The sequence below is a fragment of the Anaeromyxobacter oryzisoli genome, from assembly GCF_022690765.1.
Taxonomy (GTDB): Bacteria; Myxococcota; Myxococcia; order Myxococcales; family Anaeromyxobacteraceae; genus Anaeromyxobacter; species Anaeromyxobacter oryzisoli.
Genome location: NZ_JALCZA010000038.1, coordinates 1 through 23909, shown reverse-complemented (window position 1 = coordinate 23909; position 23909 = coordinate 1). Strand labels below are relative to the sequence as shown.

General features: G+C 75.0%; 20 protein-coding genes and 1 pseudogene. 7 read left to right on the top strand and 14 right to left on the bottom strand.

Going from position 1 to position 23909, the window contains the following annotated elements:
- Nucleotides 1-468 precede the first annotated feature (468 nt).
- The 4 genes and pseudogenes from MNZ27_RS13240 to MNZ27_RS13225 all read right to left on the bottom strand — a co-directional run.
- Nucleotides 469-1050 carry a DUF7738 domain-containing protein gene (locus MNZ27_RS13240; RefSeq protein WP_242394558.1) on the bottom strand — a complete coding sequence of 194 codons (582 nt, stop codon included), beginning with the start codon at nt 1048-1050 and terminating at the stop codon, nt 469-471.
- Nucleotides 1047-1664, bottom strand: a complete 618-nt coding sequence (locus MNZ27_RS13235) for a DUF7738 domain-containing protein (RefSeq protein ID WP_242394557.1) — start codon at nt 1662-1664, stop codon at nt 1047-1049. Before MNZ27_RS13235 ends, MNZ27_RS13240 begins: the two co-directional genes overlap by 4 nt.
- Nucleotides 1661-4087, bottom strand: coding sequence for an HET-C-related protein (locus MNZ27_RS13230; protein WP_308197959.1), 2427 nt, complete (start codon nt 4085-4087; stop codon nt 1661-1663). Before MNZ27_RS13230 ends, MNZ27_RS13235 begins: the two co-directional genes overlap by 4 nt.
- Nucleotides 4088-4123: 36 nt before the next feature.
- Nucleotides 4124-4437, bottom strand: a pseudogene (locus MNZ27_RS13225) (DUF4150 domain-containing protein); the annotation flags it as partial.
- A 377-nt stretch (nt 4438-4814) separates the two neighbouring features.
- Between MNZ27_RS13225 and MNZ27_RS13220 the strand changes: the two are divergent.
- Nucleotides 4815-5711, top strand: coding sequence for a transposase (locus MNZ27_RS13220; protein ID WP_242394555.1), 897 nt, complete (start codon nt 4815-4817; stop codon nt 5709-5711).
- A 255-nt stretch (nt 5712-5966) separates the two neighbouring features.
- On the top strand, nt 5967-6515 hold the full coding sequence (locus MNZ27_RS13215) for a hypothetical protein (RefSeq protein ID WP_242394553.1): 549 nt from the start codon (nt 5967-5969) through the stop codon (nt 6513-6515).
- 105 nt (nt 6516-6620) lie between these two features.
- On the opposite strand, the gene MNZ27_RS13210 is transcribed toward MNZ27_RS13215, so the two are convergent.
- The gene (locus MNZ27_RS13210; RefSeq protein WP_242394552.1) at nt 6621-7136 is read right to left on the bottom strand and encodes a DUF4442 domain-containing protein; all 516 of its coding nucleotides are present in this window, start codon (nt 7134-7136) and stop codon (nt 6621-6623) included.
- Between the two features lie 91 nt (nt 7137-7227).
- Here MNZ27_RS13210 and MNZ27_RS13205 point away from each other — a divergent pair, with 91 nt between their 5' ends.
- Nucleotides 7228-11595, top strand: a complete 4368-nt coding sequence (locus MNZ27_RS13205; protein WP_242394551.1) for a DEAD/DEAH box helicase — start codon at nt 7228-7230, stop codon at nt 11593-11595.
- Nucleotides 11596-11649: 54 nt separating this feature from the next.
- On the opposite strand, the gene MNZ27_RS13200 is transcribed toward MNZ27_RS13205, so the two are convergent.
- The 3 genes from MNZ27_RS13200 to MNZ27_RS13190 all read right to left on the bottom strand — a co-directional run bounded on the left by MNZ27_RS13200 (nt 11650) and on the right by MNZ27_RS13190 (nt 13935).
- Complete coding sequence (locus tag MNZ27_RS13200; protein WP_242394550.1) at nt 11650-11850, bottom strand: hypothetical protein; 201 nt, start codon at nt 11848-11850, stop codon at nt 11650-11652.
- 243 nt (nt 11851-12093) lie between these two features.
- Nucleotides 12094-13422, bottom strand: a complete 1329-nt coding sequence (locus tag MNZ27_RS13195; RefSeq protein WP_242394548.1) for a POT-type proton-dependent oligopeptide transporter — start codon at nt 13420-13422, stop codon at nt 12094-12096.
- Nucleotides 13423-13557: 135 nt separating this feature from the next.
- Complete coding sequence (locus tag MNZ27_RS13190; protein WP_242394547.1) at nt 13558-13935, bottom strand: DUF423 domain-containing protein; 378 nt, start codon at nt 13933-13935, stop codon at nt 13558-13560.
- 87 nt (nt 13936-14022) lie between these two features.
- Here MNZ27_RS13190 and MNZ27_RS13185 point away from each other — a divergent pair, with 87 nt between their 5' ends.
- From MNZ27_RS13185 to MNZ27_RS13170, 4 genes are all read left to right on the top strand, one after another.
- Nucleotides 14023-14370: a 4a-hydroxytetrahydrobiopterin dehydratase gene (locus tag MNZ27_RS13185; protein ID WP_242394546.1), complete on the top strand. Its 348-nt coding sequence runs from the start codon at nt 14023-14025 to the stop codon at nt 14368-14370.
- Between the two features lie 83 nt (nt 14371-14453).
- A complete protein-coding gene (locus tag MNZ27_RS13180; protein WP_242394544.1) occupies nt 14454-14849 on the top strand; it encodes a hypothetical protein in 396 nt (131 codons plus the stop codon).
- A gap of 39 nt (nt 14850-14888) precedes the next feature.
- Nucleotides 14889-16088, top strand: a complete 1200-nt coding sequence (locus tag MNZ27_RS13175) for a metallophosphoesterase (protein ID WP_242394543.1) — start codon at nt 14889-14891, stop codon at nt 16086-16088.
- Nucleotides 16089-16382: 294 nt separating this feature from the next.
- Nucleotides 16383-18683 (top strand): carboxypeptidase-like regulatory domain-containing protein, encoded by a 2301-nt coding sequence (locus MNZ27_RS13170; RefSeq protein ID WP_242394542.1) that lies wholly within the window; start codon nt 16383-16385, stop codon nt 18681-18683.
- A gap of 56 nt (nt 18684-18739) precedes the next feature.
- On the opposite strand, the gene MNZ27_RS13165 is transcribed toward MNZ27_RS13170, so the two are convergent.
- From MNZ27_RS13165 to MNZ27_RS13140, 6 genes are all read right to left on the bottom strand, one after another.
- The gene (locus MNZ27_RS13165; protein WP_242394541.1) at nt 18740-19558 is read right to left on the bottom strand and encodes an SIR2 family NAD-dependent protein deacylase; all 819 of its coding nucleotides are present in this window, start codon (nt 19556-19558) and stop codon (nt 18740-18742) included.
- 146 nt (nt 19559-19704) lie between these two features.
- Nucleotides 19705-20757, bottom strand: a complete 1053-nt coding sequence (locus tag MNZ27_RS13160) for a GspE/PulE/PilB domain-containing protein (RefSeq protein ID WP_242394540.1) — start codon at nt 20755-20757, stop codon at nt 19705-19707.
- 168 nt (nt 20758-20925) lie between these two features.
- Nucleotides 20926-21387 (bottom strand): ExbD/TolR family protein, encoded by a 462-nt coding sequence (locus tag MNZ27_RS13155; RefSeq protein WP_242394539.1) that lies wholly within the window; start codon nt 21385-21387, stop codon nt 20926-20928.
- Between the two features lie 3 nt (nt 21388-21390).
- On the bottom strand, nt 21391-22092 hold the full coding sequence (locus MNZ27_RS13150; protein ID WP_242394538.1) for a MotA/TolQ/ExbB proton channel family protein: 702 nt from the start codon (nt 22090-22092) through the stop codon (nt 21391-21393).
- Between the two features lie 145 nt (nt 22093-22237).
- Nucleotides 22238-23098 carry a DUF4292 domain-containing protein gene (locus tag MNZ27_RS13145; protein ID WP_242394536.1) on the bottom strand — a complete coding sequence of 287 codons (861 nt, stop codon included), beginning with the start codon at nt 23096-23098 and terminating at the stop codon, nt 22238-22240.
- A gap of 17 nt (nt 23099-23115) precedes the next feature.
- A partial coding sequence (locus MNZ27_RS13140; protein WP_242394534.1) for a TRAP transporter TatT component family protein occupies nt 23116-23909 on the bottom strand: 794 nt, incomplete at its 5' end.

Genomic DNA, 23909 nt, shown 5'->3' with positions numbered 1-23909 from the left:
TGACGTGTCGCTCGTCGAGAACCGGGTCGGGCGTCGCCGACGCGGAGCACGCGGCGCCGAGGAACAGGAGGAGGGCCTGCGAGGCCTCACGGGGAGGGGGGCTCAACTTCTTCTTCCCTGGAGACGCGCGGAGGCCGCCTCAGTTTCTACTCGCGAGCGACATGGAGAAGGTGCGAAGCCTGCCGTCGAAGCCGACCGATATGCCGAGGAGAAATCCACCCGACTCCGATTCGAAGATGGAAGGCAGGTGGCCACGCCGGAACGGAGCCCCATTCTTCCGTGCATTGATGTCACCAACAGTTGTGCCCGTTGTGATCGGCGCACCATCGACGACGAGCCGGCCCCGGAACGACCCTCGCGGCCAGAAGTCGGGTTCATCGATGGTTGCCGGTGAGAGACGTGGCGCTCGTCGAGGACGGGGGCGGGCTTCGCCGGCTCCGTGCAGGCCGCGGTGAGGATCCGTCCGGTTCATTGCGGCGAGCCGCCCGGAGGAAGTTGAGCCGAGATGGAGAACTCGGTCAGAGACTCATCGTGGCCAAACTCGAGGCCGAGGAGGTACCCGGCGCTGCTCTTCGTGTAGATGGTGGGGAGGTATCCGCGTGTGAAATGCATCGTGCCGCAATCGCGCCGCATGGCCGAGAGCGCGAGCCCGGGATGTACGGGCGTTCCGTCAACGACGAGACGACCGCGGAACAACACGGCAGGCCAATGTCCGGGCGTCCCTTCACTCGCTCCCGAGTGCCGCGAGCGACCGAAGAGAACAGCAAGCGACGTGGGATGCGGCGATCCCCGATTGTGAAAGACGAAGAACCCCAGGTCGTCCCAGGTCGCCACTCCTTCCTCGTCCCGACTCGCCGGCCCCAGGACCTTCTCCCAGTCCTTCACGGTCCCATTCCAGTCGAGGAGCTGGCCGTTGTAGCGGACGGTGGTGCCGTCGACGGTGATGACGTGGCGCTCGTCGAGGACGGGGGCGGGCTTCGCCGGCTCGGAGCACGCGGCGCCGAGGAGCAGGATGAGGGCGAGCGAGGCGCGACGGAGAGGGGGGCTCACTTTTTCTTCCCTTCGCCGGGCTGCTGCACGCCCTGAGTTCCTGCGGGCTTCCCGAAGATCGAGGGACTGATTGAGAACGACGTCAGGGTGCCGTCGTGGCCGAAGTCGAGGCGGATGTAGAATCCGTCGAGGTCGTAGTCATAGATCGTGGGCAGGTAGCTCCTTTGGAACTGGGCCCCCTTCTTCTGCCTGTCGATCTCCCGAATCGTAGAGCGACCGTGGATGAGCGCGCCGTCCACGACCAACCTTCCCCTGAATGGCTCTCGAGGCCAGAAGTCTGGCGCGCCCTCCGTGGCCTGGGAGTGACGCGTACGGCCAAGGAGAACCTCGAACGCGGCTGGCGTCGGCTTGACGTCATCGTGGTAGAGGAAGACACCGAGGTCATCCCACACGGAAATGGCGCGCACCACTCGAGTCGCCGGCCCCAGCACCTTCTCCCAGTCCTTCACGGTCCCATTCCAGTCGAGGAGCTGGCCGTTGTAGCGGACGGTGGTGCCGTCGACGGTGATGACGTGGCGCTCGTCGAGGACGCGGGCGGGCTTCGCCGGCTCGGTGCAGGCGGCGGCGAGGAGCAGGAGGAGGGCCGGCGCGGCCCGACGGATTGGGGGGCTCATTTCTTCTTCCCTTCGCGGAGCTGGCGGATCCGCTCCTGGACGGGCTCCTTGCCGCCGTAGAGCCTCGAAGCCTGCTTCCTCATCGTCGCGAGTTCCTTCGAGCGCTGCTTCGTCCACTCCACGGCCCACGACCGTGAGCCGAGTTGCCTCAGCGCTGGCCCGTTCACATCCGCCCACCGGTCGATCTCCTTCAGGATCAGCTCCGGCGCCGTCCCGGCCTGGATCCGGGCGGGGTGGATGAGGTACTGGGCGGCGGTTCGCAGGGGCTCGTCCCGTCCGCCCCGGCCGCTCCAGGCGCCCTGGACCGCCGCCGCGACCTCCTTCGACGCCATGCCGGCGAGCCGGGCGGCGAGGACGTGGAGGGGGTGATCGTCGTGGTCCTTCGCCAGCTGCGAGTGGGTGGGGTCGGTGCTCGACGGGTCCCGGAGGAACGCGGTCTGCGCGTCGTCGATCTGGCCCGCCATCGCACGCACGGCGCCGCCGAGGAGCCCCTGCACCACCGCCACCACCTTCGCGACGGCGCAGTTGATCGCGCTGAGCCCCGGGATGCGCCGCTCCGCCTCGTTGAGGGCCGTGGTGACGCCGCCGATCACCTTGCGCGTCTTCTCGTAGCCGAGGTCCTGGAGCAGGATCAGCAGGATGAGCGTGCCGCGGGTCGGCTCGCCGGGTCTGCACTCCTGCTCCTTCTGGAGCAGCTCGCCGACGCCGAGGAGCAGGCTCGCGGCGGTGTCGAGGCCGCCGAAGGAGCCGGAGGTGATCGGGAGGGTCCGGGAGTCCACCGGCGCGCCGGAGCGGTTCATCGGCACCCACGCCTCGACGGCGTGGCCGAGGTGGCAGAGGGCGACCTCGACGAAGTTGGTGTGGCCGAAGAAGTCCTCCAGGGTGTGGAGCCCCTGGCCGAGCAGCCGGTAGCCCTCGGCCGTCCGCCCCTCCTCGATCGCGTGCTGGAGCTGGCGGGTGATGTAGCTCAGCGCCGTCCAGGGCTGCTCCGGACCGAAGGTCCCTCCGCCGGCGGGGATCTGGATGATCCCGGGGCTGTCCTGGCTCGTGAAGACGTAGTTCTGGCCGTCGTACGTCATCCGGGTGCAGCCGACACGCTCGCGGAGGAGCCGGTTCACCTCGGCGGGGACGGCGGTGCCGAAGTTGTGGCGCGCCAGCTCCTGCCAGGTGAGGCCGTTGGCGCGAGCCAGGCGCTCCAGGGTCTCCCCGTCCTTGACGCGGTGCGCCCGCGCCGGCCGGAGCGCGGAGGGCGGGCTGCTCCGGATGTAGCGCTTCATCCCCGTCGCCGGGTCGACGCCGGTTTCCCGGGGCAGCACCGGCCCGCGGAAGGAGGGGTCGATTCCCCTCGCGTCGAGCGTGCCGGTGGGGTTGTCGATGTGCTCCTCGTTCCGGTAGACGCCGAGCCGCTCCGGCGTCACGCGGAACTGCGGCAGGTCGCGGAACTCGGAGCGGGCGAGGAGGTCCACCACCTTCGTGAGCGCGTCGCGCGAGAAGACGGAGAAGGGGCCGGCCGCCGGGGAGGGAGGAGCGTTGGGATCCCGGGGGCGCGTGACCTTGGGATCGACGAGCTGCGAGTAGTCCCGGAGCCAGTTGCCGAAATAAACAGCCCGCCGCACTTCAGGTTTGAGGTCCGCATCCTTCAGGGAATCCTCGATCGACTCGTGCCGGTAGGAGGCGAGTCCCCCCGAGGCGGACCTCGCCCCCGACCCGCGCCCCGCGGCGAAGAACTCGTACCGGCCGGAGGCGCCGTCCTCCGCCTCGGCCTCCCGGGTCGCGAACTTCTCGATGGCGGCGTGGAGCTTCTCGAACCCCACCTCGAGCTCCGCGCTCCCGTCGTCCGCCTCGTGGCTCGCGAAGGCGCGCCGGTCGGCCTCCCCCCAGCCGAGGTCGGCCAGCGCGTACGAGAGCCGAACCCCCTCGTCCAGCCGGGCGTCGCCGCCGACCGTCGAGTACTCGTTCCGGAGGAGGTGATCCACGTGGTGGCCGAACTCCTCGATCAGCGCGAAGAAGAGCTTCCACGCTGCGTCCGCATCCTCCCGCGCATCGCGGACCAGCGAGGCTTTGAGCACGATGGCCCGCCTCTCCCGGTCGTAGCCGGCCACGTGGCCGCGGAGGGCACCACGGAGGAGGACGATCTCGGGCTTGGGCAGGCTCCCGTCGAGGAGGGCGTTGCGTAGCTTCCGGTAGCCATCCTCGGGGATGTCGGCGCCGAAGACGACCGTGAGCCACGTGAGGAATGGGATCTCCTCCAGCTCCTTCGCCCGCGCGCGCAGCTCGTCGTAGCCCAAGGTCGACCGGAGCGTCTCGTCGGTCACCTCCTCCTCTTCGAGGTCGTCGGGGCTCACCTCCTGCGCGGGCGGCATCGGCGGCTGCTGGAGAGGGGCCGGAGGCGTGTTCACCGCGGCCCCCTTGTTGCCGAGCATGAGGTCGCCCTGCCGGACGACCCCTTTCCCTTCGACGATGACGTCGAAGGAGTAGCCGACGAACTCGGCGGCCCCCTTCGTCTTGCCGCTCGTGACGCCGCCGGCGCTACCGGACTCGTCGCCGTGCTCTGCTTGAAGCAGGAGCCCTGGACGAGGATCGGGTTGCCGTCCACGAGGACCGACTTCGCTCCCTTGTCGGCGTCCGCGGAGACGGCGGTGTTGGGGTAGGGGATCGGGACGGGCGGTCCGGAGGGCTGGGGCGTCAGGCAGACGTCCGGCACGAAGGACACGGTCCCCCCGCTGTCCTTGTGGACCACCGTCCGCCCGTTCGCACCGACCTTGGTCGCCATGCGCCCTCCCCCAGCCGGCGAAGCGCCGGCCAGCCGGACGGCATACCACACCGACGGTGAGAGCCGGTCTCCAGGGAGTCGCGCCGGCCAAAATCCGGCCAAACCCGGGCCTCCCTCCACCGCCCCTCACCGGACTCCACTGGACTCCACTGGACTCGAACGATCGTCGGAACCCCTCGCCGCGCAACACGAAACCGGGAAAGCACCGTGTCGTCGCGAAGTTGGCCGCGAGGGGCCGATTGCGTTCCGGCTGGCTGACCCCGACCGAGAGAAGTTTTCGCGGACCGCCGCGTCCGCGGCGCGGCCGTGCGGTTCCGCCCAGGTCGTGTGAATTCAACGGTCCCGCCCGGGCACGCCGGTTGCCCTGGGCGTCGGGCATGACCGCACCGCGTCAGGTTCTCGAAGGCGCCACCTACCTCGTCACGCGCCGCTGCTCGGAGCGCCGCTTCTTCCTCCGGCCCTCGAAGGACACGGACGCGATCTTTCGCTACGTCCTCGCGGTCGCTGCGAACCGGTACGGGATCCAGGTGCACGCGTATTGCGTGCTCTCGAATCACTTCCACCTGGTCGTGACCGATCCGCGTGCGCGGCTCCCCGAGTTTCACCGCTACCTCGACGGCCTCGTCGCTCGGGCGATGAACTGCTCGCTCGGCCGGTGGGACGGCTTCTGGGAACGCGACAGCTACAGCGCGGTGAAGCTCGAGACGGACGACGCGGTCGTCGAGAAGATGGTCTACGTCCTCGCCAACCCCGTCGCCGCCGGGCTCGTTCGCCGTGGACGGGAGTGGCCCGGGGTCTGGTCCGATCCGAGCCTGATCGGCGGCGAAGCCACCGACGCGGAGCGGCCGACGGTGTTCTTCCGCAAGCTCGGCCGCATGCCGGCCACCGCCAGCCTTCGGCTTTGCTCGCCTCCCGGCTTCGACTCGGACGCCGCCTTCGCCGAGCGGCTCGGCAAGGCGCTGCGCGACGCCGAGGACCGCGCCGCGGCGGAGCTCGAAAAGGAAGGCCGGTCCTTCCTGGGAGTGGCCCGCGTCCTCGCCCAGAAGCCCCGCGCGCACCCTGCCCCCACCGAGCCGCGGCGGGGGCTCAATCCTCGCGTCGCGTGCAGGAACAGGTGGAAGCGGATCGAAGCCCTGCAGCGACTCAAGGACTTCGGCATGGCGTACCGGGAGGCGCTCGACAAGTGGAGGGCCGGCGTCCGCAACGTCCTCTTCCCCCGAGGCTCGTGGCTGATGCGCGTGCAGCACGCTGCGCTTTGCCAAGCCGAGGGGTAGCCCTCGGCTAGCCAATTCGGGCAGTCCGACCGGCTCTCCCGGTGAGTCGCCCACGGCTCGCGCACGTCGTCTGGCCGACTTCCGTGCGCGCTGCGCCTTTGCTCTCCGTGATCGTGTCCCTTATGCGCGGAACCTCGCCCGCCGATCCGCTCCCGAGTCCCCGGTCTGCCCGCCGTCGTGCGGGCTGTGTCTTCGGATTCGCGAATTACTCTCGGTCGGGTTGCGGCGGCGTCGCGTGGCATCTACCGTCATACCGTGCTCGCCGCCGTGCTCGCCCTCCTGCTCGTCGCCCCCGCCGCGACGTCGGAGCGTGCTGACGCCCCTCCCGCTCGACCAGCTCCCCCCGCGCCGGCCGATGCGCTCGAGCGGCGGCGCGCCGCGATCGCGAACGAGATGGTCCGGCTGGGGGCCCACCTCGAGAAGGAGATCGAGGCCGCCGATGCGGCCGCGATCCTCGCCCGCGTTCCCGCCGACGGCCTCTCCTGTGGCGCCCGGGTCGTGCCGCGCGCCCGGATCGCGCGCGACCTCCGGGATTCATCGAGCTGGCTTCACGGTGTGCTGTTCGGCGGCCCCGGCGCGACCGCCGCCGCCGCAGGACGCCCACGGTCGCTGCGGGCGTTCTTCGCAGCGGCACCGGAGGTGGCGGTGCTGGTCGCGTTCCGGCGCGACCCGCGCGCCGGCCCGGTCGGTCGCCCCTGCCTCGAGTTCCGCGCGCGCGATCTCGCGACCCCGGGGGTCCCGTTCTGCTTCGAGGTGCGGGGCGGGCGGTGGTGGCTGACGGAGAGCCTGTATCCCTGCGATTGATCCGGACGGTGGTCGGGTGCGCGCGCGGTCACGTGCGCGGGTGGTCGCGGGCCAGGTCCGCAAACTTCTCTCGGTCGGGGCGTTGCGCTCGCGAAGAGACGCGCTTCATCGGACCACGTGGATGCGGTCCTCGGGACGGGCGCTGGGCGCGGGCGTCGCGCTCCGGCGCTTGAGCGAGAGCCCGAGCGTGAACCGGGCGACGGGCTCGTCCCCGTACTTGTCCGGCACGGTCGAGATCACCTCGACCGGGATCGTCTGGCGCTCGCCGGTCGCGTCGGCCCGGCGGACGGCCTCGGCGATCCGGGCGCCGTCGCGGGAGCGAAACAGCACGTCGCCGTCGGCGCGCTTGAGGAACTCGGCCTTCAACGCCGCGAAGACGAGGCTCACCCCGCGGTGGCGCCGCTGGATGAGCCGCGCGGCGTTGAGGCCGCCGGCGAGGTCGGCGCCCGCGCAGAGCGCGCCGAAGTACATCGAGCCGAGGTGGTTGCGGGCGCGCCAGCCGAGCGGGATCTCCACGGCGCACCCCGCGTCGTCGAGCTCGACCACCCGTGGCCCGAGGAACAACAGGACGGGGATCCTGAGCGAGAGCAGGCGAACGAGGGCGGTCTCCTTGAGCAGCATGCGGGGCTCCCGGCCGGACGCGGACCCGATCATTCATACGGACCCCACCGGTCGCGAGCGTCGCCCCGCGGGGGGCGTTATCGAAGCGCCCGTGCTCGACGGCTTCCATCCCCTCGTCCGGCGCTGGTTCGAGGCCCGCTTCCCGGCGCCGACCGAGCCGCAGGCGCTCGCCTGGCCCGCCATCGCCGCGCGCCGCGACGTGCTCGTCTCGGCGCCGACCGGCTCCGGGAAGACCCTCGCCGCGTTCCTCTCCGCCGTGGACGGGCTCGTCCGGGACGGCCTCGAGGGCCGGCTCCGCGACGAGACCCGGGTCCTGTACGTCTCGCCCCTCCGGGCGCTCTCGAACGACATCGAGAGGAACCTGCGCGTCCCGCTCGACGAGCTGCGCGACCTGGCGCTGGCCGACACTTCTTTCGGTCCTTGCGAGCGCGGCGTGTTGCCGCGGATGCGCGACCCCGCCGAAACTTCTCTCGGTCGGGGGGGCGCGTTCCCGCGGATCCGCGTCGCGGTCCGCACCGGCGACACGCCCGCGTCGCGGCGGCAGGCGCTCCTCCGCACCCCGCCGCACCTCCTCGTCACCACCCCCGAGTCGCTCTACCTGCTGCTCACCACCGCGCGCGGACGCGCCGCGCTCGCGAGCGTCGAGACGGTGATCGTGGACGAGATCCACGCGCTGGCCGGGAACAAGCGCGGCGCCCACCTGGCCCTCTCGCTCGAGCGGCTCGAGGCGGTCGCCCGGCGGAGGCCGCAGCGCATCGGGCTCTCCGCCACCGTCCACCCCGTCGAGGAGGTCGCGCGCTTCCTGGTGGGCGCGGCGCGGGTCGGCCCGCGCGGCACCCCGCGCTGCACGGTGGTGGAGGTGGGGCGCCGGCGCCCCCTGGACCTCGGCGTCGAGGTCCCGCGCGACGAGCTCTCCGCGGTCGCCTCGGGCGCGCTCTGGGCCGAGACCTACGATCGCGTGGCCGAGCTCGTCCGGGCGCACCGGGCGACCCTCGTCTTCGTGAACACGCGCCGCCTCGCCGAGCGCGCCGCCCATGCGCTCGCCGAGCGGCTCGGGCCGGATGCGGTCGCGGCGCACCACGGGAGCCTCTCCCGCGAGCGCCGCCTCGACGCGGAGCGGCGCCTCAAGGCGGGCGCGCTCCGCGCCGTCGTCGCCACGGCGTCGCTCGAGCTCGGCATCGACGTGGGCGTGATCGATCTCGTCGTGCAGCTCGGCAGCCCCGGCGCCCTCGCCGTCGGCCTCCAGCGCGCCGGGCGCGCCGGCCACGTCCGGGGCGGGACGCCGAAGACCCGCCTCTTCCCCACCAGCCGCGACGAGCTCCTCGAGTGCGCCGCGCTGGTGCGCGGCCTCCGCCGCGGGAGCCTGGAGGCCGTCCCGGACCTGCGGGCGCCCCTCGACGTCCTCGCGCAGCAGGTGGTGGCCGAGGCGTCCTGCGGCGCGATCCACGAGGACCGGCTCTTCGCGCTCGTCCGCCGCGCCTGGCCGTACCGCGACCTGGCCCGCGCCTCCTTCGACGCGGTGCTCGAGATGCTCGCCGAGGGTGTCGCCGGGCGGGTCGGCCGCGCCACCGCCCACCTGCACCGCGACGCCGTGCACGGCCGGGTGAGCGGCCGGCGAGGTGCCCGGCTGGCGGCGCTGACCGGCGCGGGCACGATCCCGGACGCCGCGCAGTACGCGGTGGTGGCGGAGCCCGAGGGGATCACGGTCGGCCAGCTCGACGAGGACTTCGCGGTCGAGAGCCTCGCCGGCGACGTGTTCCTCCTCGGCAACTCCTCCTGGCGGATCCGCCGCGTCGAGGCGGGCACGGTGCGGGTCGAGGACGCGCGCGGCGCCCCGCCCACGATCCCTTTCTGGAACGGGGAGGCGCCGGGTCGGAGCGCGGCGCTCTCGGCCGAGGTGGCGGCGCTCCGCGAGGAGCTCGAGCCGCGGCTCGCCGATCCCGGCGGCGCGGCCGCCTGGCTCGCGCAGGCGTCCGCCCTCCCGGCGGCGGGCGCCGTGCAGGCGGTGGCGTACCTCGCCGCCTCGCGCGCCGTGCTGGGCGCGCTCCCCACCGATCGGACCCTCGTCGCCGAGCGCTTCTTCGACGAGGCGGGCGGGATGCAGCTCGTGATCCACGCCCCGCTGGGCGCGCGGGTGAACCGGGCGCTCGGGCTCGCGCTGCGCAAGCGGTTCTGCCGGAGGTTCGACTTCGAGCTGCAGGCGGCCGCCACCGACGAGGGCGTGCTCCTCTCGCTGGGGCCGCAGCACGCCTTCCCCCTCGAGTCGATCTTCGCGCTCCTCTCGCCGGGATCGATCGACGAGGTCCTCGCCCAGGCCGCCCTGCAGGCGCCGATGTTCCCGGTGCGCTGGCGCTGGGCGGCGACGCGCGCGCTCGCGATCCCCCGCCTCTTCAAGGGGCGGCGCACGCCGCCGGCGATCGCGCGGATGCGGAGCGACGACCTCCTCGCGGCGGTGTTCCCCGCCCAGGTCGCCTGCCAGGACAACGCGCCCGGAGGGCCCATCGAGATCCCCGCGCACCCGCTCGTCACCGAGGCGCTGCGCGACTGCCTCGAGGAGGCGATGGACGCGCCCGCCCTCCGGGCGCTCGTCGCCCGCATGCGCGCCGGCGAGCTCCGCCTCCTGTCCGTGGACACCGCCGCGCCGTCGCCGCTCGCCCACGAGATCCTCGGCGCGCGCCCCTGGGCCTACCTCGACGACGCGCCGCTCGAGGAGCGCCGCGCCCGCGCGGTGACCCTGCGGCGTGCACTGCCCGAATCGGAGGCGGCGGGCGCCGGCGCCCTCGACCCGGCGGCGATGGCGGCCGTCGAGGAGCAGCTCGCGCCCGACGTCCGCGACGCCGAGGAGCTCCACGACCTGCTGCTCGACGTCGGCGTCCTGCCCGAGGCGGAGGCGCGCCGGTGGTCGGCGCTCCTCGCCGCGCTGCGGGAGGCCGGCCGCGCCGCCCGGATGCTCGCGCCGGGCGCGCCGCCGGCCTGGATGGCGGCGGAGCGGGCCGGGCTCGCCGCCGCGCTCGCGCCCGCCCTCCGCGGGCACGGGACGGCGGCGCCCGCGCTCGATCCACCGCTCCGGCCCCTCCCCTCCGAGCGGGTCCCGACCGATCCGGACGACGCGGTGCTCGCGGTCGTCCGCGGGTGGGCGCCGCGGCTCGGGCCGGTGACGGCGGACGGGCTCGCCGCGCGCCTGGGGCTCGCGGCCGACCGGGTGGCGCTCGCCCTCGTCCGGCTCGAGGCGGACGGCCGCGTCCTGCGCGGGACGTTCCTCGCCGGCACGCCCGCGACGCGGGACGCGCCGCACTGGTGCGAGCGGACGGTGCTCGCGCGGATCCACCGGCTCACCCTCGACCGGCTCCGGCGCGAGATCGAGCCGGTGACCGCGGCCGACCTCCTGCGCTTCCTCCTCCGCTGGCAGCACCTCGCCCCGGGGACGCGCCTCCACGGCGAGCGTGGGCTGGCGGAGGTGATCGGGCAGCTCCAGGGCTTCCACGCCGCCGCGGGCGCGTGGGAGCGCGAGCTGCTCGCCGCGCGCGTCGAGGGCTACGCGCCCGAGCTCCTCGACCGGCTCTGCCTCGGCGGGGAGGTCGCCTTCGGCCGGCTCGCGGCGGCCGCGGCGCCTGCGCCTCCCGGAGCCCCGGACGCCGCAGGCGCCCCGGCCCACCGCGCCCAGCCCACCCGCGCGTTCCCGCTCACGCTCGCGCTCCGCGAGGACCTCGGGTGGCTCCTCGAGGCCGCCGGCGGACCTCCGCCCCGCCCAGGGCTCGAGGCGCGCGGGCTCGCGGCGGCGCTGGCGTCACGCGGCGCCTCCTTCGCGACCGACCTCGCGGCCGCGCTCGGCCGGCCGCGCGACGCGCTCGCGCCGCTCCTGCTCGAGCTCGTCGCGTCCGGCGCCGCGACCTGCGACGCGTTCGCCGGGCTGCGGGCGCTCTGGGATCGCCGCCGCTCCCGCGTCGCGCGCTCCGGCAGCGGCGGCGGACGCTGGTCGCTGCTCCGGCCCATCTCCCCGCCGCCGGATGGCGCGCCCGGAGAGGCCGGCGGCGAGGATCCCCCGGAGCCGCTCCTGGAGCGGCTCGCGCAGCAGTACCTGCGCCGCTACGGCGTGGTGTTCCGCGACCTCCTCGCGCGCGAGGACGCGCCGCCCTGGCGCGCGCTCGTCCGGGTCTACCGGACCCTCGAGGCGCGCGGCGCGATCCGCGGCGGTCGGTTCGTCTCCGGGTTCACCGGCGAGCAGTTCGCGCTCCCGGAGGCGGTGGACGCGCTGCGGGCGGTCCGCCGCGCGCCGCGTGCAGGCGACGAGCGCGTGACGGTCTCCGCGGTCGATCCGCTCAACCTGGTGGGGATCCTCACGCCGGGGCCGCGGGTCTCCGCGGCGTCGGGACGGCGCGTGGAGTACGTCGCCGGCGTGCCGTCGGCGGCGCCGGCCGGCGCGACGCGAGGCGAGCCCCGCGCCGCGGATGCTCGCTAGTACCGCGCGTCAGAAGTCGGGAGCCGACTGGCTCGTGGGTCGTGCGGAGCAGTACTAACGGGCCGAGCCGCCGGAGCCGGAGAGCGGCGACTCCTCGGGGCGGGTCTGGTAGTTCGCCTGCGACGGACGCTTCGTCGGCGTCCGCTCGGTCACCTGGACCTGCGGCACCACGGAGTAGTGCTGGACACCGTCCGTCGAGGCGCAGCCTGCGAGGAGCGACAGCGAGACGAGCGCGAGCAGGGTGTTTCGCTTCATGACGATCGTCTCCAGCAAAGTGGCTGCCAGCTCCGGCGGCGCATTCGCTACCTTTTCCGCTGCCGGCATCGGCACCCGGGGTCACGCTCAACCTAGCACGGCGCGCCGCCGTTGGGACCCACCGCGCTCGCAAGGGACACCTACAGTGTAGTTGGCGCCGATGTGCGTCGCCGTGCGCATGCGTGGAGGCGGCCCGAACACCGAGCACGCGCGCGCCCGGGCGCAGGGGGCCATCCCACGCACCTACGACACCGTGGGGCGCGACACCGTCGAGGGCGCGACCGGCTCGTACCACCAGGCCACCGCCGCGAAGCTCGCCGCCGCGAGCGCCATGAGGCCGGCGAAGAAGACGTAGTACGGGACGCCCTGGAAGCGGTTCAGCCAGGCGATCACCGCGGCGAGGGACGTCCCCGCCCAGATCGTGAGGTACCAGCACGCCATCACGACCGACTTGAGGTGGGCCGGGGCCTGCGAGTAGGCGAACTCGAGCGCGGTCACCGACACCAGGACCTCGCCGACCGCGAGGAAGAAGTACTGCGGGATCTGCCAGGCGACGTGCACCGGCCCCCGCGCCAGGGCCGCCTCGACCAGCGCGGCGGCGACGAACGAGAGCACGGTCACGAACATCCCGACCGTCATCTTGCGGAGCGCCGTCACGCGGACGCCCCGCCGCTCCACGGCCGGGAAGACCACCATCGCGAAGATCGGGATGAGCAGGAGGACGAACACGGCGTCGAGGGTCTGCACGTTGCCCGCCGAGATCTCCCCGACGAGCGGCAGCACCGGCCGCACCATCCGCGCCGCCTGGAGCGTCCAGGACGACCCGTACTGGAAGAAGAGCGCCCAGAAGATCGTGATGGGCGCGAACACCGCGAGGATCCGCAGGAGGATCCGGCCGGCCGGCGCCGCGCCCGCGTCAGCCCCCGCCGAGCCCGGCACGCCGCCGGCGGGGACGCGGCTGGCGCGCGCGGGCGGCACGTACACGTAGCGCCGGCGTCCCGCCCAGAAGAGCGCGAGGGCCGCGGCCATCGCGAGGCCGGGCACGCCGAAGGCGATCCGGGGGCTCGCCCGGTCGAAGAGGAGCGGGATCGCGATGGTCGAGGCGGTCGAGCCGAGGTTGATCATCCAGTAGTAGAGGTCGTAGAGGCGCGCCACGAGCCCCTCGTCCTCCGGCGGGATCTGGTCGCCGGCGAAGGCCGAGGCGCAGGGCTTGAGCCCGCCCGCGCCCACCGCGATCAGGACGAGGCCGACGACGAGCCCGATCGCACCATCCCACGTGGCGAGCACCGCATGCCCGGCGACGTAGCCGAGCGACAGCCAGAGGATCGTGCGGTACCGGCCCAGGTAGCGGTCGGCGAGGAACGCCCCGGCGATCGGGGTGAGGTAGACGCCCGCGGTGAAGAGCTGGTACGCGGCGATCGCCTGGTTCTCCGGGAGGTGGAGGTTCCGCACCAGGTGCAGGACCAGGATCGACGACATCCCGTAATAGGAGAACCGCTCCGCGGCCTCGTTCCAGGCGAGGAAGCGGATCGAGGATGGGAAGCGGGCCGCGCGGGCGGGGAGCTGCGACATGCGCGCCACTCTGCCACGCGGCGGCCCCGCCGCGCGAGGCGCTCCGCCTCCAGGCCAAAGAGCTCACCTACGGCAGCCGGGGTCGCGACCGGATCCTTCCTCCGCCGTCGCGCGTCCCCGCGACCGCGGAGCCGATCAGCCCGCGGCGGGCAGCCGGAGCGCCGCGACGGCGAGCGCGACCCAGCCGGCGATGAACGCGACGCCGCCGAACGGCGTCACCGCCCCGAGCGCGCGCACGCCCGTGAGCGCGAGGGCGTACAGGCTCCCGGAGAAGAGCACGGTCCCCGCCACGAAGAGCCAGCCCGCCCAGCTCGCGGCGCCGGGGGCGCGGGAGACCGCCCAGCCGGCCGCGAGCAGGCCGAGCGCGTGGTACATCTCGTACCGCGCGCCGGTCTCGAACACCGCGAGCAGATCGGCGGGGAGGCGCGCCTTGAGCGCGTGCGCGCCGAACGCACCCGCCGCCACCGAGATCCCGGCCGAGATCGCGCCGAGCGCGAAGAAGAGCCGTTCCATGCCCGGCAGTATGCGGCTCGAGGCGAGCGGCTGTCGCCATCCCATCTTGGCCTTGCGACCCGGCTCCACGCCGGAGAGGCGTACCGCATGGACTACGCGAGCAAGACCTGCGCCCCGTGTCAGCCGGGCACCCCGCCGATGGACGCGGCCGCGGTGGACGCCGCGCTCGGGACGCTGGGCGGCTGGGAGGCGCGCGAGGCCCGCACCCGCATCTACCGGCAGTACCGCTTCAAGGACTTCGCCGAGGCGATGCGCTTCGTGAACGCGCTCGCGGAGGTCGCCGAGGCGGAGGGACACCACCCGGACTTCGCGGTCCACTGGAACACCGTGGACGTGACGCTGTGGACGCACAAGGCGGGCGGCCTCACCGAGAACGACTTCATCGTCGCGGCGAAGCTCGACCGGCTGCCCGCGGCCGCCGCCGCGCGGCGCTGACCGACGCCCACCCGGGCGCCCGATCCTGAATATCGCCGCGGCCCGCGCGTCTCTCCGGTGGAGAGGGAACACCGGAGGACACCATGAAGACCGCGCTCAGGAACCTCGTCGTCACCGCCGCAGTCGCCGCCGCCGTCCCCGCCTTCGCCCGCGCGTGCGACGACGACCACGGCGTCCCGGCCCCGGCCCCCGCCGGCTGGGGCGAAGGCCGCGGCTGGCACGACCGCGACCACCGCTGGGAAGACCGCGACGGCCGGGAGTGGCGGGGGCGGTACGAGCGCCGCTGGGCGTTCCGCGAGCAGGAGCGGGCGCGCCTCCGCGCCGAGTACGTGCGGCTGGACCAGGCCCGGGCGGACTTCTACTCCGTCCCCTGGCGCCGCGATCCGTACCGGGCCGAACGGTTCGAGCGCTGGTACGCGTCCCGCCGCGCCGACCTCGACCGTGAGTGGAACGCGCTGAGCTGGTACGCGGCGCGCTGATCCCGCGACCGCGACCGCGGCCGGATTACACCATCCCGGGTGAGCCGGCCGGTCCTCCCCTTCGCGACGTTCCTCCTGGTCAGCCTCGCCATCCTGGGCGGCATGCACGCCTACCTCTGGGTCCGCCTGGTGCGCGACCCGGGGCTGCCGGACGGGTGGCGCCGGCTCTCGACGGTGCTCCTCGCGGCGCTCACCCTCGCGGTGCCAGCCGGCGTGTTCGCGGTCCGGCTCGGCTCCGGCCGGATCGCGCGGCTCCTGCCCATCGCCGCCTTCACCTGGCTCGGCGTCGCGTTCCTGCTCTTCTGCGCGCTCGCCGCCCTGGACCTCGCGCGGCTCGCCGCGCGGGGCGCGACCTCCGTCCTCGCGTGGCTGCGCTCCGCCCCCGACCTCCCGGATCCCGGCCGCCGCGCCTTCGTCGCCCGCGCGGTCGCCGGGGGCGCGGTCCTCGCCGCGGGCGGCGCGGGCGTCCTCGCGTTCCGGAGCGCCACGGGGCCGGCGGAGGTGACCGAGATCCCGGTGCGGCTCGAGCGGCTGCCGCCGGCGCTCTCCGGCTTCACCATCGCGCAGATCACCGATCTGCACGTGGGGCCCACCATCCGGGCGCGCGAGGTGCGGCGCGTCGTCGAGCAGACGAACGCGCTCCGCCCCGACCTCGTGGCGATCACGGGCGACCTCGTGGACGGTTCGGTGAGGGAGCTCGGCGAGGCGGTGAGCCACCTCGCCGCGCTCCGGGCCCGCCACGGCGTCTACTTCGTCACAGGCAACCACGAGTACTACTCGGGCGTGGAGGAGTGGATCGCGTACCTCCGGCGCCTCGGCGTCCGCGTCCTCCGCAACGAGCGCGTCGCGATCGGCGACGCCGGCGCGTCCCTCGACCTCGCCGGGGTGGACGACTGGAGCGCCGGGCGGTTCGGGAACGGCCACGGCGTGGACCTCCCGCGCGCGCTCGCCGGGCGGGACCCCGCGCGGAGCCTGGTCCTCCTCGCGCACCAGCCGCGCGGCGTGCCCGAGGCGATCGGCGCCGGGGTGGAGCTCCAGCTCTCCGGCCACACGCACGGCGGGCAGCTCTTCCCGTTCAACCTCCTGGTGGCCGCGGCGTACCCGTACGTGAAGGGGCTGTACGCCCTCGAGGAGGCGGGCACCCGGGGTCACGTCTACGTCTCCCGCGGCACCGGCTACTGGGGACCCCCGATGCGCCTCGGCTCGCCGCCCGAGCTCGCGCGCATCATCCTGACCTGAAGCGCCGCTCGATTGGGCTGAGCCCTGCTGCGGCGCACGCTGCCTGCCTGCGCCGGGCAGACTCCTCCGTCCGCTGCTCGACGTGCCTTCCAGGCACGCCTGCGCTGCTCCGTCGTCGTGTGCCCCGGCTCGGCGACGGCATCGTGTGCCTCGCGACGAGCTCGACCCAACCGAGAGGCGCTACGCCGCGCCCGCTCGCGCCGGGTGATGACTCGTGGTGACCTCCGCCGGCCCGCTCGGGGGCCTGCCTCGCGCCGGGCGGTGGTCTAAGGTCGGCGCTCCAGGGAGGAGCTCATGCGCATCCGTCCCCGCGTCGCCCTCGTCGGCGTCGTCGTCGCCGCGGCGTTCGCCACCGCGCTCGTGGTCTGGCAGCTCCCGCGCGAGGGCCAGGTGAGCCCGGCGCCGCCGCTCCCCGTCCCGCCGCCGTCGAGCCCGCCCGACGCGCCCGCCTCTCCGGGCGACGGCGCCGCGGTGGTGCGGGTGACCGCGGGCGGCGAGCCGCAAGCCGGGGCGTCGGTGCAGCTCTACCGCGCGGTCGTCGGCGCGGTGCCGGCCTGGCGGCGGGCCGGCGCGGCGACGGCGGGCCCCGACGGGATCGCCCAGGTGCCCGCCCGCGCCGGCGCCTACCTCGCCGCGATCCGGGCGGCAGGGCTGGCGCCGGGGTACGCGGAGGTGCTCCGGGCGACGGGGGAGGCGGAGTCCCGCGTGGAGGTGGAGCTGGCGCCGCCCGCCGCGCTCGAGGGGGTGGTCCACGATCGCGACGGACGGCCGATCGCCGCGCGGACCACGCTCGTCCCCGCCGCGGCGGCCCGGCTCGGCGCGGGCCTCGGCGCGCCCGAGGAGGAGACGCTCCGGGTGAACGCCGACGGGACCGGCCGCTTCCACGCCGGAGGGCTCGCGCCCGGCACCTGGGCGATGACGATCGAGGCGCCCGGGTTCCACGCGCTCCGGGTGGAGCCCGTGGCGGTCCCCCGCGCCGGCCCGCTCGAGCTCACCATCGAGCCGCTCGCGACGCTCGCGGGGGAGATCTTCCTCCCCGGCGACCGCGCCGCCGCCCGCGCTGCGGTGCGCGCGGTCTCGCGCGCTCACCTCGCGACGGCGACCGCGGACGCGGCGGGGCGGTTCTCGATCGCGCTGCCCGCCGGCGAGTACGCCCTGCTCGCGTCCGCCGCCGGCGAGGCGGGCGCCCTGACCGCGCCGGTGACGTCGGCGCCGGGCGCGGCGGTCCGCGGCGTCGCCGTCCGGCTCGGGCCGGCCGCGACCGTGGAGGGCGCCGTCGTGCTCGGCGACGGCGCGCCGGCGAGCGGCGCCGGGATCGAGCTCGTCCGGCACGACACCGGCGGCCGCGCCGCGAGCGCCACCGCCGACGCGGGCGGACGCTTCGCGCTCGACGGGCTCGCGCCCGGCCCGTACGACCTGCGCGCGTCCGCGCCGGACGCGAGCCCGACCACCGTCGCCGGGATCACCCTGGCGGCCGGCCAGCGCGCGGCCGTGCGCGTCACGCTCGCCGCCCGGGGGGCCGTCGAGGGGACCGTCGCCGACGCGGCCGGGGCGCCGCTCTCCGGCGCGCGGGTGCGGGTCCTGTCGCGCGGGGACGGCCTCGAGGGCGTCCTCCCGATCGAGGTCCACAGCGACTTCGAGGGGCGCTACCGGATCACCGGCGTGGAGGCGGGGCGCGCCGAGCTCGTCGCGGCCGAGTCCAGCGCGCTCCTGGGCGACGTCCGGGCCGTGCGGATCGAGCCCGGTCGCACGTCCCGGGCGGACTTCGTCGTCCCCGCCGCCGGGCTCCTGAGCGGACGCGTGACGGCGGGCGGCCGGCGACCGCCGCTGGGGACCGCGGTCGTGGCGGTCCCGCTCCGAGCCGGGCTCGGCACCTCGCAGGTGGCGCGGACCCTCGCCGACGCGTCGGGGAACTACGGCCTCGCGGTGCCCGCGGGCGAGTACCGCGTCCACGCCGCGCCGGCCGAGGTGGCCTACGCGGACCTGCGGATCCCGCCCGCCTTCGTGCGCGTCGAGCCTCGCCTCACCACCCGGCTCGACCTCGCGCTCGCCCCGGCGCCGGCCGAAGAGGGGCCGGAGGTCGCCGTGATCGAGCCGGGCGGCGCCCCGTCGCCGGGCGCGATCGTGACGCTCTCCCGCCCCGACGACGCGAAGATCGCCCTCGCCCTCACGGCGGGCGAGGACGGGCGCGTCCGCCTCGGCGCCGGCCTCGTCCCCGGCGGGGCCGCGGTGGTCCTGCGCGTCCGGAACGGCGGCCGGAGCGGCGCGTACACCGGCCCCCTCCCGGCCTCGGGGACGCTGGTGGTCCCCCTCGCCCCGGGCGGCGCCCTCGACGGGATCGTCCGGGGGGGTGGACGCACGGTGAGGGGCTTCACCCTGGAGGTGTCGTCGCGGCCCACGCCGGAGGGGTGGCGCACCGTGGACGTGCACCGGTTCACCGGCGACCGCTTCGCCCTGGGCGATCTCCCATCCGAGCCGCTCAGGCTCCTCGTCCGGACCGACGACGGGCGCCGCGGCGAGGCCGACGTCCGGCTCGCGGCCGGCGAGACCCGGGGACTCGAGATCTCGCTCGCGGACGCGCCGGTCCGGCGCTGACGCGGGCGCTCGCACCGCGCATCAGTATTGCGAGCCGGAGCCGCTGCGGAGCAGTACTAGCCCTCCGCCCCGAGCGCCGCGACGATCTCCGGCAGCCGCTCGCAGGCGCTCCCGCGCGCGAAGTGGCCGCGCGGCGACCGCTCCGCGAGCTCGGCGAACGGGTTCTCCTCCGGGTTCACGTCCACGAGCGCCGCCCCGCGCATGTAGACGAGCTCGCCGATCTGCATGGGCAGGTTGGTCGCGCCGCTCGTGCCGACGACGAGCAGCAGGTCGGCGCCGCGCGCCGCGCGGAGCGCGCTCTCGAGGCGGTAGTGCTCCTCGTCGTAGTACTCGTCGAACCACAGCACGTGCGGTCGCAGCCAGCCCCCACAGCGCGGGCAGGTGAGCTGCCGCCGGTCCTCCGCCGTGAGCGGCTGGTCCCTGGTGCGCGGCGGGAACCGCGGCAGGTCGAGGAGCCCCACCCCGCACTCCGCCGCGCAGCGAACCCAGGCCGCGTCGCCGTGGATGCAGTACACGCGCTGCGAGCCGGCGCGGCGGTGGAGCCCGTCGATGTTCTGGGTGACCAGGGTGAAGCGATCGCCGAGGGCGCGCTCGAGGCGGACCAGGGCGGCGTGGCCCGCGTTCGGCTGCGCGTCGCGGCAGACGCCGAAGCGGTAGAGGTACCAGCGCCAGACCTCGTCCGGCGCCTGCTCGAACATCGAGTGGGTCGCCATCTCCTGGGGCATGTAGTTTCGCGAGCCGACCACCCAGTAGCCCTCTTCGCCCCGGAAGGTCGGGATCCCGCTCTCCGCCGAGATGCCTGCGCCGGTGAGCACCACCACGGGCCCCTGGCGCCGGCGGGTGTCCTCGAGGAGCGTCGCGAGCTTCTGATCCATCCACAAACAATAGCGCACCCTGCGGGCGCGACCCGAAGCTCGCGAGGCGCGCGCGCCAGCCCCCTCTGCGGGTCGCCCGGATGCCGGGCGGGAGGCCGCTCGCCAGGCGGCCGACGAGCTCGCCATCGGCGCGGCGGTCCGCGCCGCTACCTGCGCTGCAGCTCGTCCACGAGCTCCCGCTCCGTGACGATGCCGTGCCGGACGAGCAGCCGGATCACCGCGGCCATCGCCTGCGTCGGCTGCACGAGGTGCGGCTCGGGGGGCGCGCCGCGGGCGAGGCGGTCGAGCGCGTCGAGGATCTCGCGCTCCGCGGGGGAGATCGGGCGCGCCTGCTGCTGTCGCCTCTCGCCCAGCTCCTCCTCGAGGGGCGCGAGCTCCGTCTCGAGCGGCGCGAGCTCCGTCGCGAGCACCGGCTCACCCGGGAGCTCCTCCTCGAGCTCCTCGAGCGTGACCGGCGTCAGCTCCTCGGGCTCGAGCTCGCTCTCCAGCGCTCCCAGGGTCGGGCCCGCCGGCGATCGCCGCCGGCCCCCGGACGCGTCCTCGAGCTCGAAGAGGGCCGGCGTGCGGCCCGCCGCGCGCGGCGCCGTGGGCCGCCCCGCCGGCTCCCCCGCGGGCGCCGCGGGGTGACCCGGCGCGCTCCCGAAGAACGCGTCGAACGCGTCGCCCGAGCGGCCGCCGGCGAGGTCGAGCCCCGGCGCGCCGGAGTCCACCTCGTCGAGCTCGAGAGCGATCGCCTCGACCTGCAGGGCGCCCCCCTCGCCGGGGTAGTGGAGCCGCACCGCCGCGGCGATCTCGCGGTCGCCGCCGATGCTCGCCTTCACGCGCCGACCGGTCCGGAAGCGCAGCTCGTCCACGACCGCGAGGTTCGTCGGGTCCGACATCGCCACGGAGATCGACGTCGAGTCCGCCGACAGCGCGAACACGTTGTGGCGGACCGCGAAGTCGCGCGGGACGAGCTTCAGCGCCTGCTCGAGCGCGTAGGGCTCGACGTCGCCGAGGCGCGCGACCTCGTAGCCAAGCGTCCTCGCGAGCGCCCGGACGATGTCCGTCTCCCGCGCGAGCTTCAGCTCGACGAGGGCCTGCCCGAGGCGGCCCCCCCACTTTCGCTGGTGTCCCAGGGCGGCCTGGAGCTGGGCCGCGTCGATGACGCCGGACTCGAGGAGCAGCTCCCCCAGCCGCTTCTTCGGTGTCGGGCCCATGGAGCCCGAATCCTACCTCGCGCCATGTCGAGCGGTCGAGCGACCGGGCGCCGCAGGGGACGCTGTCCGCGACGACATGCCACGGTGACGATCAGCGACCGGCGGCGGCGCGGACGCGACGGGCCTGACCGAGAGAAGTTCCGACGGGCCTGACCGAGAGAAGTTCGATCAGCGGCCGCCGCCGCCGGCGCGGGTGGCGATCGCGAGCCGGGCGAGCCCTTCCCCGCGGGCGAGCTCCATCACCTGCACGACCCTCCCGTGCGGCACGCCCTCGTCCGCCTGCACGAGCACCACCGTGTCGGCGTTCCGGCCCCGGACCTCGCCGAAGGCGCGCCTGAGCGCCTCGTCGTCCAGGACCTTCCCGCCGATCACCGCCCGACCGTCGGCCAGGATGGCGACCGCGAGGTCCTGCGGCACCGCCGAGACCTCGCCCTTGCCGCCCTTCGGGAGGTTCACCTTGAAGCCGCCCTTCTCCTGGCCGGCCTCCGCGATCGCGGTGGTGGTCACCATGAAGATGATGAGGAGGACGAGGAAGATGTCGGTGAGCGGCGTGATGTTGATGTCGGCGAAGATCCCGCCGCCCACCTCGTCGTCGCCGCCCGCGTCCCCGTTCGGACCGCCGAGCGCCATCCGCTAGCCCTCCCCCGCGGGCCGCAGCGGCGCCGTCGGCTCCGCCGCGCCGGCCCGGAGCGCGGGGAGGACCTCCTTCAGGATCTCGAGGTACTCCTCGGTGAGGAGCCGGAGCTGGAGGGCGAGCTTCTGCGCGTGCACGTTCAGGAAATTGAAGAGGACCACCGCCTCGATGGCGACCGCGATGCCGCCCGCGGTGGTGACGAGCGCCTCGGAGATCCCCGACGCGACGACCGCGAAGCCCCCCTGCCCGGTGGCGGCCATCTGCCTGAACGCGTGCATGATGCCGACCACGGTCCCGAAGAGCCCGACGAACGGCGCGGTCGCCCCGACGGTGCCGAGGATCCAGAGGCCCCGGCGGAGCTTCAAATTGGCCTGCTGGCGCTCGCGCTCCACCGCCGCGACAATCTTCTCGACCGGCGGCGCGGCGCGGGCGCCCGGGCGGGGCGGCGCCGCGACGAGGCCGGCGAGGAACACGTCCGCGGCGGGCGATCCCGACCGCTCGCACTGCGCCCGGGCGTCCTCGACGTCGCCGCGGTACAGCGCCCGGGTCACCGCGTCCGCGAGGCTCTTCGCCTTCGCGGTGAAGCCGAAGAGCGCGACCGCCCGCTCGATCGCCACCGCGAGCGCGATGACGGAGCACGCGACGATGATCCACATCGCCGCGCTGCCGTTCTTGAGGAAGGTCGAGTAGCTGAAGTCCAAGTCGTGGTCTCCGCTGGGCGCGGTGAGAGTCTAACGGCGGCGACGGTCGCGCGGGGGGCCCATCGACGGCGCGAACGCCCGGGTGACCCGGGTCATTCCCCCGAACGCCCGATCCGTCGGGCGCCCGCAGGGCCGACCGCCTGGCTCAGCCGGCCGGCGCGTCGCTCCCCGCGGGGACGCCGAACGGGCTCGACGGCGCGCCCCGCGCCGCCTGCCCGGCGTCGAGGTCCACCACGCGCGCGCCGCGAGGCGGCGCGAGGCGGAACAGGGCCGGATCCGGCGCCCCGTTCACCTCCATCGTCCCCCAGCGCAGGTCGATCTTCACCTTCGGCGAATCCGACCGCAGCGCGACCGACCGGGGGAACCGGACGCCGGCGTGCGGCTCGAAGTCGTCGAACGCGACGTCGTACGTCCCCGGTCCGGGGGCGCCGTCGATCCGGCGCGACGAGCGCTCGATCACGGCCCCCGGGCCGATCCGCAGCGACTGGGTGAGCGCCCCGCGGGCCAGATCCAGCGTGACGTACCCCGGCCCCGGGGCCGCCGCGGCCGGCGCCCCGTCCACGAGCGGGGCGTCGCCGCAGAGGATCGCGACGAGCTCCTCGGCGCGGAGGCGCAGCGGGACGAGGCGCGCCAGGTTCTCGGGGGTCGCCGCCCCGCGGTAGTAGACCTTCTCGCGGCCGTCGTAGAGCGCGAACCGGCCGTCTCCCGCGGCGAGGACCACCGCCACGTTCCCGAAGAAGTCGAGCACCTCGAGGTGGAGCCGGTCCGGGCGCTCCGCCGCGATGAACTGCTTGACGGTGCCGGAGCCGCCCGGCGCGTCCACCCCGACCCGGGCCTCTCCCTGCACGCTCCGGACGCGCCCCTCCGCGTGCAGCACCTGCTCGCGGAGCGCCGCGGGGTCGAGCGAGAGATCCGGGGGCGGCGTGCGAGGCGGCCGGCAGCCGGCCAGCGCCACGGCGGCGACGACGCCCAGGAGGGGGACGGCGGTTCGACGGTGAGTAGACACGGATCGACCCTCGCGCGCTAGAAGAGGCGCGCCTCGCGCTCGAGCAGCTCCTGCGCGCGGCGGCGGGCGATGCGGTTCTCCGGGGCGCGGACCGGATCGCGCCCGGGATCGGCGGCGAGCACCTCCGCGAGGAGCTGCTCGAACAACGGCTGGTCCTGCGTCAGCACGGCGTAGGTCTCCGCCTCGGACACGGGGCCGAGCAGATCGTCCGGGGCGAGCGCCCGCGCCCGCTCGAAGTGCGCCCGGCTCGCGGCGGCGCCCCCGCCGGCCGCGACCGGCAGGGCCGCCCGCCACGCCCCGAGCGCGCGGAGCGGGCCGGCGGCGTCCACCCGCTCGTCGAGCTCCGCCGCCCGGGTCATCATCCCGAGGGCGGCGTCCTTCACGGCGAGCACCGCCGCGTACCCGGTCGTCTGCGCGGAGCGCATGGTCCCGAGCGCGAGCCAGTAGAGGGCCTCGGCGCCGCCGGCGTCGATCCGCGCCGCCGCGGCGGCCGGGTCCTCGCCCGCGTCGATCGCCTTCGCCCACGACGGCGCGAGCACCCGCAGCGCGCGCTCCGCGGCCCGCGCCGACGCGTCCCAGCCCTCGCGGGCGCGGGACGGCTCCGGGGCCGCGAGGCCGCGGTACGCCTCCGCGCGCGCGATGCGCACCTCGATCGCGGGATCGGCGGGCCGGAGCAGCGCCGCCCGCTCGTACGCCGCGATCGCGGCCTCGAGCTGGGACGTGTCCTCGCGCCGGGCGAAGGCGCGATCCCCCTCCGCGAGGGCGAGCTCCGCCTCCGCGGCGGCGGGCGGGCGCGTCGCCTCGGCCGAGG